Origin of the sequence: Streptomyces actuosus (assembly GCF_016921115.1) — a bacterium.
Lineage (GTDB): Bacteria > Actinomycetota > Actinomycetes > Streptomycetales > Streptomycetaceae > Streptomyces > Streptomyces actuosus_A.
Genome location: NZ_JAFFZS010000032.1, coordinates 88,271 through 100,108, shown reverse-complemented (window position 1 = coordinate 100,108; position 11,838 = coordinate 88,271). Strand labels below are relative to the sequence as shown.

Sequence of the window (11,838 nt, the reverse complement as noted above, 5' to 3'; positions counted from 1 at the left end):
ACGGGCGTGCCTTCCCGACCCGCGCGGCAACGCGGGCCTACTCGATACCAGTCAATCGATCACTCGGGAAGGTACGCCCTCCGCGTGTGCCCTCCCGAGCCGATCCACAGGTAATGAGCATTGCTCCCGATGCCGTCGCCGGGTGCGACTTCGTGCTGCATGTGGCCTCTCCCGTGCACGTGGAGCACGTCGACAACGAGGACGACGTCATCGTGCCCGCGCGGGAAGGCACCCTGCGCGTGCTGCGCGCGGCACGGGACGCCGGCGTCGAACGGGTCGTCCTCACCTCCGCGTTCCATGCGGTCGCCTACGGCTACCGACCCACCGACCACCGGTTCACCGAGGAGGACTGGAGCGTCCTCGACGGACCCGGCGCCACCGCGTACACCAGGAGCAAGACGCTCTCCGAGCGCGCCGCGTGGGACTTCGTCGACGCCGAGGGCGGTTCGACGGAACTCGTCACGATCCTTCCCGTCGCCGTCATGGGCCCCGTGCTGGGCAGGACGATCTCCGGATCGAACCACCTCGTCCGGCGCATCCTCGACGGGGCGATGCCCGGCTATCCCGATCTGTGGATCCCCATCGTCGACGTACGCGATGTGGCACGCGCGCACGTGCTGGCCATGACCACCCCTGAGGCCGCCGGTCAGCGCTTCCTCGTCACCGGTGGACCGGCGATGCCCATGAAGCAGATCGGCGCCGTCCTCAGGGCCGACCTCCACGACGCGGCCAGGCACGTGCCGGTCCGTTCCCTCCCCAGTGCGGTGGTGCGGCTCGTCTCCCTCTTCGACAAGGAGCTCCGCACGCTCGTCCCCGACCTCGGCTTCGCCCGGAGGACGACCAGCGCGAAAGCCCGCCGCGTATTGGGGTGGCAGCCCCGCAGCAGTCCCGAGGCCGCCATCCTCGCCACCGCCGAGAGCCTCATCAGGAAGGAACTCGTGAAAGCCTGACCCGGTGACCCGGAGCCGGGCGGGGGCGCGCATGCCGTCGAGGCCGACGCCGGGGCACGAGGTGGTCCCGGCCCGGTGCCGCGGCAGAGCCGTGCGAGCCCGCGGACCGGGGCGCGCACCCCTCTTCCGGGACACGGCCCGTGATGCCGCTTCCGCCCTCTACGGTGGAGTTCGGGATGCCGCCGGAGCGGCGGAGGAGGGGCGACGGGCGTGCGCAGGGTTCCACCGGAGATGTTCCGTTTCACGACGGGGGAGAGGGCCGAGCTGTACGGGGCGGTGCTGGACGCCTTCGGCGCGGCCGGCGAGCACCTGGAGACGGCGCTGGGCCTGGACGCGGTGCGCCGGCGGTTGCGCGGGGTGGGCTGGGCGGCGGCGGTCGACGACGCCGAACTGCACGATGTGCTCGCGAGGCTCGTGCAGTGGGAGCTTCTGGACGTCGTGCACAACCACGCCGAGAACTACCGCACCGCCGAGGAGTACGAGCGCCGCAACCTGCAGTACTCCCTCACCCGGCGGGGTGAGGCCGCACTCGCGGGCGTACGGCACGCGCTGGAGGTGCTCGCCTCGACGGGCGCGCTGCAGACGGCCGTGCTGGAGGCGATCGCCGACCGCCTGGACGAGCTGTGCCTGCTGTCCGACGAGCCCGCCGCGGCCGACCGCCGGATCTACACGACGCTCCGCGAACTGGAGGGGCACCTGGACGCGCTGGTGGAGAACACCAAGGCGTTCAACGGCGAACTGCAGCGCCTCCTGCGTGCCGAGGGCGCGGACCCGGAGGTGTTCCGCGAGGTCAAGGCCGCCACCGTCGCCTACCTCCAGGAGTTCCTGGTCAACCTCGACCGGCGCGGCCGGACGGTCGCCGCCGCCGTGGCCCGGGTGGAGGAGCGGGGGACCGCCGGCCTGCGCGAGCGAGCGCTGCGCGGGGCCGAGCTGCCCCCGGTCGCCGGTGAGGATCCCGCGGCGGCCTGGCTGGAGCGCAGGCGGGCGCGCTGGGCGGGACTGCGCGCGTGGTTCCTGCCGGACGACGGGGCACGGCCCCGCATCGAGCAGTTGCACGACATCGCCCGGCGCGCCATCGTCTCGCTCCTGCAGGTCCTGGAGCGGATCAACGAGTCCCGGCGCCGCTCCTCCAGCGCCGTTCAGGACTTCCGGGAACTGGCGCGCTGGTTCGCCGCGGCGCCCGCGGAGGAGGACCTGCACCGGCTGTGGTCGGCGGCCTTCGGCCTCGGCCCGGCGCGGCACGCCCATCTCGCCCATCCCGACCCGGAGCTGATCCCGCCGTCCCACTCCTGGTCCGACGCCCCGCCGGTGGCGGTGTCGGCGCTGCTGCGCACCAGTGGGCGCACGGAGCGCTTCACCCGCACGGCCAAGGTGCGGGACGTCACGGCCGTCAGGGCGGCGCGCGCCGAGCGGGCCCGCGTCGAGCGGGCGGAACTCGCGCGTGCCTGGCGCCTGCTGGAGACGGACGGACCCGTGCGCCTGTCCTCCTTCGGAGTGTTGGACCCCGCTGTCTTCGACCGGCTGCTCGATCTACTGGGCCGGGCCCTCACCGCCCGGCCGGACACCGCCGGCCTGCGCCGCGCGACGACGGGGGACGGCCGGGTGGAGATCGCGCTGTCCCCGCCGCCCGACGGGCGGACCGCCGTACTGCGCACCTCCGCGGGTGCGCTGGCCGGACCGGACTACGTGGTGCGCGTCACGGCGGCCGGCGGGGCGAGCGCCGCCCCGGCCCTCCGGGCCGCGCCGAGGGAGGTCGCGGGATGAGCACCCTCGCCAACCAACTGGCCGCCGCGGAGCGGGAAGAGGTGGCGCGGGCCGTCCGGCTCCTGCTGGCCCGCCCGCTGCTGACCGAGGCCGCCGACCCGGCCGGCTTCGAACTGGTGCGGCGCCGGCGCGAGCCCCTGGCCCGGTGGTTCGACTACACCTGCGGCTGGACCCTGGTCGTGGAGCCCCGCCGCGGCTACGCCCGGCTCGCCAAGGTCCGCGCCGATCCGGACGCCTCCCGCCCGGCCCGCAGGGCCCGTTCCGGCCGGGCCCCGTTCGACCGCCGGCGCTACGTGCTGCTGTGCGTGACCGCGGCCGAACTGCTGTCGCTGCCGATGACGACCATCGGCCTGCTCGCCGACCGCGTCGTCCGGGCCACCGCGGCCGACGGGGCGCTGACCGCCTTCGACCCCGTCCACCGGTCGGAGCGGACGGCGTTCGTCGACGTACTGAAGCTCCTGGAGTCGTACGACGTCCTGCGCGCGGTGGACGGGACGACCGAGGCGTACGTCGCCTCCGCGGAGGCCAAGGTCCTGTACCGCGTCGACGCCACTTTGCTGATGCGGCTGCCCGCCGCGCCCGTCGGTGCCTCCCGGCTCGCCGTGCCCCCGGACGAGGTGCCCGCGCGGTTCGGGGAACTCCTCGCCGGACTGACGCGGGAGCGCCGCTACGGCGGCGCGTCCGGCGACGGAACGGGCGACGAGTCGCGCGGCGACGGCGCCGCCACGGACGCCCAGCGCAATCTGAGGCTGCGCCACTCGGTGCTGCGGCGGCTCTTCGACGACCCCGTGCTGCACCGGGCCGACCTGGCCGAGGACGAGCTGGCGTACGTCACCTCGCTCACCGGACGGCAGATCATGCGGCGCTCGGTCGAGCAGGCCGGCTTCCTCCTGGAGGAACGCGCCGAGGGATTCCTGCTCGTGGACCCGGACGGGATCGCCACGGACGTCCGCTTCCCCGACGACACGTCCACCGCCCGGGTCGCGGCCCTGCTCCTCCTGGAGCCGTTGTGCGCCGCGCCCGCCGGACTGCTGCCCGAGCAACTCGCCGAGGCCGGGGCTGAGCTGCTGCGCCGATTCCCCCGCTGGGCCAGGGCCTACCAGTCCGACGACGGCGGGGCCCGGCTGTCCGACGACGCCGTGCGGGTCCTGCGGGACACCGGTCTCGCCCGCACGGCCGGGGGCCGTGTCGTGGCGCGCCCGGCCGCGCACCGCTACCGCCTGATGGAGACGACCGGCGCGGACACGAAGGATGCCCCCGCGCAGGAGGCGGTCGGAACGGACGCCTCGGAGGCCCCAGCGCGGGGAGCACGAGCCGCCGTGGTGGACGCCCCCGTGCGGGAGGGGAGAGCGGGCGTGTCGGTCGCTCCCGCGCAGCGGCCGCGACCGGACGCGGTGGACGTGCCGGTGCGGGAGGCGCCGGCGGACGTGAGGAACGACACCCCCGTGCAGGAGGCACGAGCCGCCGTGGTGGACGCCCCTGTGCGGGAGGGGAGAGCGGGCGTGTCGGTCGCCCCCGCGCAGCGGCCGCGACCGGACGCGGTGGACGTGCCGGTGCGGGAGGCGCCGGCGGACGTGAGGAACGACACCCCCGTGCAGGAGGCGAGAGCAGGCGTGGTGGACGCACCCGTACAGCAGCAGGTAGCGGACACGGCGGACGGCGTCCCCGTACCGCGGACCGGCGAGGGCGGGCAGGACGCCCTCGGGCACGAGCGGGCCGCGGGGCCCGGCGAGACCTCCGGGCGTGCCCCGGAGTTGGGAGAACAGCGGTGAGCGTGACGGAGCTTCCCCTCCCGCGGCGAACGGAGCCCACCGAACGGGCGGACGCACGGGCGGCAGCGGCGGACGCCGCACCGGGCCGCTGGCAGCCGCACCGCGCGGGCATCCTCAACGTCTGGCGCTACTACGACGAGACCTTCACCTTCCACCAGGGCCGCCTGCTGCTGCGCGGCCAGAACGGCTCGGGCAAGTCCAAGGCCCTCGAACTGCTGCTGCCCTTCCTCTTCGACGCGAGCCTGCGACCCAACCGGCTGTCCACCTTCGGTGGTTCGGAACGCACCATGCACTGGAACCTGCTGGGCGAGGGTGCCTCGGGCAAGACCCGCGTCGGCTACGTGTGGATGGAGTTCCGCCGCGTCGGCGACGACGGAACCGAGCGGTGGTTCGGCTGTGGGGCCCGCCTCCAGGCGAGCGTGCACACCAGCACGGTTCACGCCGACTACTTCACCACCGGCACCCGGATCGCCCACCCCGACGGCGTCCCCCTCGTCAACGAGGCGGGACAGCCGCTGACCCGGGCCGCGCTCGCCGAAGCCCTCGGCGAGCGCGGCGCCGTGCACGCCTCGGCCGCAGACCACCGTGCGGCCGTCCGGCGCGAACTCTTCGCCGGCATGGGGGAGCAGCGCTACGAGTCGCTGCTGTCCGCCCTGCTGCAGCTGCGCCAGCCCAAACTGTCCGAACGGCTCGACCCGTCCCTCCTCTCGACCCTGCTGTCGCGTGCGCTGCCCCCCTTGGGCGAGGGGGAGATCGCCGAACTCGCCGAGGGATTCGAGCGGTTGGACCGCCAGCGGGAACACCTCAAACGGCTCGACGACGAGGTCGCGGCCGCCGAGACCGTCGCGTCCCGGCAGCGCGGCTACGCGCGGCGGGTGCTGCGCGCCGCCTCCGCCGCGCTGATCTCGGCGACCACCGACATGGACAACCTCACCCGCGTCGCCCGCCACAGTGCCGAGGCACTCGAACAGGCCCTGGCCCAGCGAGAGTCGGCGCAGGCCCGGCGCGAGGAACAGCAGGGGCGCGCGCACGCCCTGGAGGAGACCGTCGAGGGCCTGCGCGAGAGCGACGCGTACCGGCAGGGAGCGGAACTCGACCGGCTGCGGCGCCGTACGGAGGACGCGGCTGCCGCCGCAGAGCGGCAGCGCGCCCTGGCCCGGACCGCTCGCGACGAGGCGGACCGGGACCGGGCACACGCCGAAGAGGCGGAGAAACGAGCCCGCACCCTCGGCGAGCACGCGCGCGAAGCCGCCGACGAAGCCCTGCGGTCGGCCCGGGCCGCGGGGATGGAGTCCCTCCAGCGCGAGATCGGCGCCGCTCTCGACACCGACCTCGCGGTGACGCTCCGCGACGGCACGGCACACGAGGCGAGCGACCGCCGTCCCGGCGCCTCCGGCATCCCCCGCACGGCGGACGAGGCCGGGACCCGGCAGGCCCGCCGGCTGCTGCGCGGCGCGGTCACCGCCCGGCGGCAGCAGGTCGGTCTCGTCACCGCGGCGATCGACGACCACGATCGCGCGGTTCGCGACCGCGGCGCCGCCGAGGACCTGCTGGACCAGGCCCGGACCCGGCTCGCGGAGGCGATCGCCCGCCGGGACGAGACGTCCGACGCCTGGGACGACGCGCTCGCCGCACACGCGGACCACCTGCTCGCCTGGGCCGAGGGCTGCACGGAACTCTGCATCCCCGACTCCGGGGAGCTCCTGGCCCGGGCCGCTGCCGAGAGCGAGGTGACGGCTCTGGTAGAGGCCGCGGCACGCCCACGGGAACAGGAGCTCGCCACGGCCGAGGCCACCGCCCGCGCCGCCCGCCGGAACCTGGTGGAAGAGCGGAGCCGGCTCGAACAGAGGATCCGCGGGCTCAGCGGCGAGAGCGACCTCCCTCCCACACCTCCGCCCACCCGGACCACCGTCCGCACGGCGACCGCGGGCGCGCCCCTGTGGCGGCTCGTCGCCTTCCGGGACGGTGTCCCGCTCCCCGTCCGGGCCGCGGTGGAGGCGGCACTGGAGGCGTCCGGCCTCCTGGACGCCTGGGTCAGCCCCTACGACGGGATCTCGCTGCCGGGTCACGACACGCGCGCCGAGGCGGAACTCGCCGTGGCCGCCTCGGGACCCAGCCTGCTGGAGGTGCTGACGCCGGAGAAGGACATCCCCGTCCCGCCCGACACCGTGACACGCATCCTCGCCGGGGTCGCCTACGGCACGACCCTGCCCTCCGGCCACCCCGCCGCCGTCTCCGCCGGCGGCGCCTGGCGCCTCGCGCTCGCCACCGGCACCTGGAGCAAACCGGAACCGGCCCACATCGGCGCCCCGGCCCGGCAGCGGGCCCGGCAGCGCCTGATCGGTGAACTGACCGACCGCATCGGTGAGACGAACGCGGCCCTCGCCGCGCTCGACGACCGGCTCCGCGGACTCCACGCCCGCCGCGCCCGGCTCGACGCCGACCGCGCCGACCGCCCCGACCATCGGTCGCCCTACCCCGACCGCGTCACCGGCACCGGCCCCCGGTCGCTCGACGCCCGACGGGTGGACCGGGACCGGGCCGAGGCGACGGTGGCCGCGCGGGACGACGCCGTACGCGACGCCGCCGGGCGTCTGGCACGGCGCGAGGCCGAGGTGACGGGCGCACTGCGCACGCTCAGCCGCCTGGCCGCGGAACACGGGCTGCCGACCGACCGTGACCGGCTGCGGGAACTCTCCGCCCACGTCGACCGGTTCCGCGACACCGCCGACACCTGGGTGGACACCCATCTCACGGCCGCCACCGCCGCCGACCGGGCCCGCCGCTCGGCCGCGCAGGCGGCGCGCTCGCGCCGGGCCGCCGACGGACACGCCGAGGCCGCAGTCGCCGCCGAGGCGGAGGCGGCGGGGCTGACGGCGCGTCTGGAGGCGGTGGAGGCCACCGTCGGCGAGGACTACCGGCAGATCGTCGCCCGCGTCGCCGCGGCCCGCGCCGAGCTGCGCGGCTGCCGTGAGGAGGCCACCCGGGCCGCCGATCTCCTGCTGAGCCTGGAAGGCCGCATCGGAGGACTGCGGGCCACGAGCGCCCAGGACGCCGACCGCCGGGAACTGGCCGTCGCGGTCCGCGACGGGGCGGCGCACCGCTTCCGGCACCTGTGCCGGGCGGGGCTCGCGCAGGACGCCGGCGTCGCACCGGGACCGGACACGGGGGACGGCACCAGGGCCACCTTGGAGGCCGCCCGTGCCACGGCCGCCCAGTGGCCCGGCATCCCGCACGCCCCCCGCAACCTGGGCGACGCCGCGACCCGCCTCTCCGAGGCCGTCCACGAGGCCCGCCGGCGCCTCGGCGCCCGCGCCGACCTGGACCTGGAACCCGACGACGACATCCAGCTGTTCACCGCGACGCTGGACGGCGTACGCGTGGGGGCCACCGGCCTGCTCACCACGCTCGCCCAGGAGCGCGACCGCAGCCGGGACGACATCACCGGCGCCGAGCGCCGCCTCTTCGACCAGATCCTCACCGGCGACATCCGCCGCCACCTCGCGGCCCGCATCCGGCAGGCCGGCGATCTCGTCGACCGGATGAACGGGCACCTGGAGCGGGTCCGTACCGCTTCCAACGTCGCCGTCCAGCTCGTCTGGGACGTGCGCCCGGATCTTCCGGACAGCACCCGCACCGCCCGTCAGCTGCTGTTGAAGGATCCCGGCCGGGTCACCGAGTCCGACCGGGACGCCCTGCACGCGTTCTTCCGCACCCGGATCGAGGAGGCGAAGGGCAGCGACACCGCCGCGAGTTGGGAGGAACAGCTCGGCGAGGTGCTCGACTACACCGCGTGGCACCGCTTCACCGTCCGCCTCGACCGGGCGAACGGCACCGGCTGGCAGCCGCTGACCAAGAAGCTGCACGGTGCGCTTTCCGGCGGGGAGAAGGCCATCGCCCTGCACCTGCCGCTGTTCGCCGCCGTCGCCGCCCACTACGAGGCGGTGCCGCTGGCCCCGCGGCCGATCCTGCTGGGCGAGGTCTTCGTCGGGGTCGACACCGTCAACCGGGGACAGGTCTTCGCCCTGCTCACGGCACTCGACCTGGACCTCCTGGTCACCTCCGACCATGAATGGTGCACCTACGGGGAGCTGCCCGGCATCGCCGTCCACCAACTCCTCACCGACGGGGACGACGAGGCGGTCACCAGTGCCCGCTTCGTCTGGACCGGCAGCGACCTGGAGGCGGGATGACCGGCGCCGGACGGGGCCCGGGGGAGGACAGCCTGCGCCGCCCCGGACTCCGGCCGCTGTGGCACACGGTCCACGACCGCCTCTCCTCCGGCCGCCCCGTCGCACGGGTGCGCCTCGGACCGCTCGACGACACCGAGCGCGAGGCCCTCGCCGACCTGCTCGGTCTGGACCGGCTGCCGGAGGCCCGGCCCACCGTCGTCATGGTCCGGCTGGAGGAAGCCGTGACGGAGCTGTCCGGCCGTACCGTGCGGGAAACCGTGACCGCGCTCGTCGGCCCGCTCGGGGACCGCGCGGCCGACCGGCGCCGCCGGGAGTCCGATCGCGCCGCACTGTGGAGCTGGCTCGACGGCCATGCCACCGTGCGGGCGCAGCCGGCGCTGTCCGACTGGGCCGCCTCCTGCCGGGCGGCCGGTCTGGCCGGCGGCTCGGTGGAACGCACGCGATCCCTCCTCGCCGACGTCCTCACGGTGCTCGCCGAGCTGCCCGCCCCGGCGGAACCACTGCCCGTCTTCGCCGCCCGGGTCCTCGACGGCCGTGCGCACGCCCTCGACGACGGCACCCCTGTGGCGGGCCACGTCCTGCGTGCCCTGGCAGCCCTGCACGACTCCGTTCCGCCGCGGTCGGCAGCGGACCGGCGGGCCCTGTGGGCGCGCGCGGGTGTCGCCGCCGACGACCTGTCCGCCACCGTTCTGGTCGGTGGACTGCGCCCGCTGGGCGACGGCCCCCTCGCGCGCGTGGCCCGGGTCTGCGCCGAGGCCGGACAGGCGGCCTGCCTGACCCTCGCCCAACTCCGTGCCCCGGGCGAGTTCGCGCTCGCCGCCGATCCCGTGCCCGTCGTGCACGCCGTGGAGAACCCCAGCGTCCTGGCTCTCGCGGTACGGCGGTTCGGCCCTGACTGCCCTCCGCTCGTGTGCACCTCGGGCTGGCCCAACAGCGCGGCGATCGGGCTCCTGCGCATGCTCGCGGAGCACGGCGCCGTCCTCCGCCACCACGGCGACTTCGACGGCGAGGGGATCCGCATCGCCGCGTACGTCATGGACAAGACGCCGGCGCGCCCCTGGCGCATGACGGCAGCCGACTACCGGGCGGCGGTCGCGCGCACTCCGCGCGGTCCCCGGCCCGGTCGCATCACCGAGGCACCGTGGGACGCCGAGTTGGCCGGGGCCATGGCGGAGCACGGTTCCGCCGTCGTCGAGGAACTGGTGGCCGATGTGCTTCTGGACGACCTCGCCGGCACTGTTGCGCGGCAGCGCGGCGCCGCCCACTCGTGAGCTTCGCGCCCTGGACCCGGCGCGGCACCGTCGCCCGCAGGGGCCGGGGCGGGGCGAGGTCCAGGTCCCCGACCAGGGGGCGGGCTGCCGAAGACGCCCGCGTCGTTGTGCGCGGCGTGCAGACCGCCGTGGCGTTCCGCCGTGGTGTGCACCGGGCGATCCATGTCCTCGGGCCGGGAGGCGTCGGCGACGACCGCACCGGCGGTGCCGCCGTCCTCGTCGACGAGGCGCACGGTCTTCTCGACGGAATCAGGCCGGGCGCCGGAAAGGGAAGCACTCGTTCTTGTGGGCCGCTAAGGCGGAAAGCCCTCCCGGTCGCGGCCCGCGAGTTACTCGCACATCACGCCACCTTCGGCGGAATACGGCACGCTCAGCGAGTCGACGGACTCCGCTTCCCTCTTCCGAGGCCGAAGACCTCCGCTCGGTCGAGAGCCGGCAGAGCACGTACATCGAGTTCATCAACGTGTCGGGTGTGCGACTTCGCGTGTTCTGGATCGACTACGACCAGAAGCCGGTCCTCTACGCGACGCTCGTCGACGGGGACTCCTATGTCCAGCAGACCTTCGTCACCCACCCCTGGGCGGCCGTCACGGACGCGGGGGAGATCCGGGCGGCCTACCTGCCGTCGAGTTCGCCGGCCCGGGCCGTGCTCCGCTGAGCAGGACCCGGACCGGCGCCGTCGGTACACTGGCCCGGGCGTGGACGCCCGGCGCGAGGGAGGAGCACCGCCCCCGGGCCGGGCGCCCGGCCCGGGGCCGCCGGTGTCAGGTGCGGCAGCCGGTGGTGAATCCGCGGTCGCGCAGCCCGGTGCAGAACGCGTCCTTGGCCTGGCCGTACCGCGACAGGCGGCCGTCGACGAACCAGGTGCTGTTCACGGGGAAGTCGAACGAGCCGTCGTTCTTGCCGTCCCAGCCGTAGCGGAAGTCGAGGTCGATGTAGGTGACGGTGCGGATGACGCCGGAGAGGTCGTACGTCCCGGACAGGTTCGGGACGGGGCCGGAGTAGTTCAGCAGCCCGAACAGCCGCTTGGTCCACTCGGCTCCCCGGTTCTGCTCCAGACCGCGGGTGGAGGAGCCGTCGGCGGTGAAGTTCATCATGCCGCTCTCGGACACGACCATGTGCTTCCCGTGGTCCTTGGCGAACTTCATCATCTTCAGGACGTTGCCGTCGTAGTCCCAGTTCTTCCACACGGCCGCGTCGTTGCCGTGCTGGTCCTTGCCGATGTAGGCGTTGCGGCACTGCAGTGTGCCGGTGTCGTAGTTGTCCGGCGGGGTGCCGTTGTACAGATAGCCGTTGTCGTGGATCGGCATGCACAGCTCGTGCGCGAAGACCGACACGCCGATCTCGTCGACGACGTCGTCACCGGGGTACATCGTCGCGTACTCGCCCCGGACCGGGTGGAAGACGAAGCGGACGTTGTCCTGGTGCGTCCTGCTGCGAAACATGTTCCGCAGGGTGCGGAAGGCGTTCTTGTACGAGGAGCAGCTGCTGTCGGTGCAGTGGTAGTAGCTGCTGACCTCGTAGTCGAGCCGCAGCAGGAACGTCGCGTCGGGGTGGGCGTTGACGAAGTCGACGAGCGTGGTGAAGCGGTCGGTGTAGGCGCCGTCGGCGAGTTCCTGGGTGACCTTGCGGGAGCGGGCCGCCTTGGTGCTCTCGTCGCCGCCGTCGAAGCCGGGCGGGTTGTCCTTCCAGCTGATGCCGACCTGGACGGTCTTGCCGCGGTCCGCGAGGAAGGTGGCGTAATCGCGGTGGCCCTTGTTCACCCACGGTCCTGCCGGTCCTGGTGCTGTTCACCCTGCTGGCCCGGCGGATCGTCTCCGGTGTCATGGCCGGCGCGGTCAAGGGCTGAGCCCGCAGCGCCGCACGCACCCCGAACCGCCCTGCGCCC

General features: G+C 74.5%; 6 protein-coding genes and 1 pseudogene. 6 read left to right on the top strand and 1 reads right to left on the bottom strand.

Annotated features, from left to right (window positions below):
* Positions 1 to 113: 113 nt before the first annotated feature.
* From JS756_RS28915 to JS756_RS37085, 6 genes and pseudogenes are all read left to right on the top strand, one after another.
* A complete protein-coding gene (locus tag JS756_RS28915; RefSeq protein ID WP_205386187.1) occupies positions 114 to 950 on the top strand; it encodes an NAD-dependent epimerase/dehydratase family protein in 837 nt (278 codons plus the stop codon).
* A 210-nt stretch (positions 951 to 1,160) separates the two neighbouring features.
* On the top strand, positions 1,161 to 2,714 hold the full coding sequence (locus JS756_RS28910; RefSeq protein ID WP_205386186.1) for a TIGR02677 family protein: 1,554 nt from the start codon (positions 1,161 to 1,163) through the stop codon (positions 2,712 to 2,714).
* A pseudogene (locus tag JS756_RS28905) lies at positions 2,711 to 3,994 on the top strand (TIGR02678 family protein); the annotation flags it as partial. The gene JS756_RS28910 and the pseudogene JS756_RS28905, both read left to right, overlap by 4 nt.
* Before the next feature lie 488 nt (positions 3,995 to 4,482).
* Positions 4,483 to 8,679 (top strand): TIGR02680 family protein, encoded by a 4,197-nt coding sequence (locus JS756_RS28900; RefSeq protein ID WP_205386185.1) that lies wholly within the window; start codon positions 4,483 to 4,485, stop codon positions 8,677 to 8,679.
* Positions 8,676 to 9,950, top strand: coding sequence for a TIGR02679 family protein (locus JS756_RS28895; RefSeq protein WP_205386184.1), 1,275 nt, complete (start codon positions 8,676 to 8,678; stop codon positions 9,948 to 9,950). Before JS756_RS28900 ends, JS756_RS28895 begins: the two co-directional genes overlap by 4 nt.
* Entirely contained in the window at positions 9,889 to 10,608 is a 720-nt protein-coding gene (locus JS756_RS37085; protein ID WP_240204522.1) for a VHL beta domain-containing protein, read from the top strand. The genes JS756_RS28895 and JS756_RS37085 overlap by 62 nt, the downstream gene beginning before the upstream one ends.
* Before the next feature lie 106 nt (positions 10,609 to 10,714).
* Here the strand turns inward: JS756_RS37085 and JS756_RS28885 are convergent, their stop codons facing one another.
* The gene (locus JS756_RS28885; RefSeq protein WP_205386182.1) at positions 10,715 to 11,713 is read right to left on the bottom strand and encodes a glycoside hydrolase family 26 protein; all 999 of its coding nucleotides are present in this window, start codon (positions 11,711 to 11,713) and stop codon (positions 10,715 to 10,717) included.
* Positions 11,714 to 11,838 lie beyond the last annotated feature (125 nt).